Source organism: Psychrobacter sp. AOP31-B2-9 (genome assembly GCF_052378005.1).
In the GTDB taxonomy this organism is placed as follows: Bacteria; Pseudomonadota; Gammaproteobacteria; order Pseudomonadales; family Moraxellaceae; genus Psychrobacter.
Genome location: NZ_JBQSXG010000338.1, coordinates 1 through 481, shown reverse-complemented (window position 1 = coordinate 481; position 481 = coordinate 1). Strand labels below are relative to the sequence as shown.

Sequence of the window (481 nt, the reverse complement as noted above, 5' to 3'; positions counted from 1 at the left end):
GTTGATGTCTACAGGGCTGCCGACACTTAGGCCACGCATGGCGCCAGTCGCTTGATAGGTCTCACGTTGACAGCGATTGGCCGCGATCCACTGTTCAGCAATCGCAGTTGCTGCATCATCACCATACACACGAGAGGGCGCTGCAATTAGCACCGTGGTGTCATCTGTGGCAAGTGCTGACTCATCTACTGCTTGACCTTCATAGATAGTATCAGCGGCGAGGCCATCTGCTCGTACCATGACACGATGGCTACCGAGTTGCTGCGTAGTCATCTGTAATGCATTGACGCTGTCTTGCCCTGACTGTATGGAGGACTGCGCATAGCTATAAGTCAGCGGTATTTGCTCATTCTCATCTAAACCATTGACCAACCACCACGTACCTAGCTCATCAACCGAATCGCCTGATACCCACAAAGTAGAAATACCAATATCTGCAAGCAGACCCGTGACAAAATCATAGTCACTGACATCTGACTGC

1 protein-coding gene is annotated in these 481 nt (G+C 50.9%); it reads right to left on the bottom strand.

Annotated elements, in window-relative coordinates:
* Positions 1–481, bottom strand: a 481-nt coding sequence (locus ACT3SX_RS15525; RefSeq protein WP_444761871.1) for a hypothetical protein, incomplete at both ends; no start/stop codon positions are given.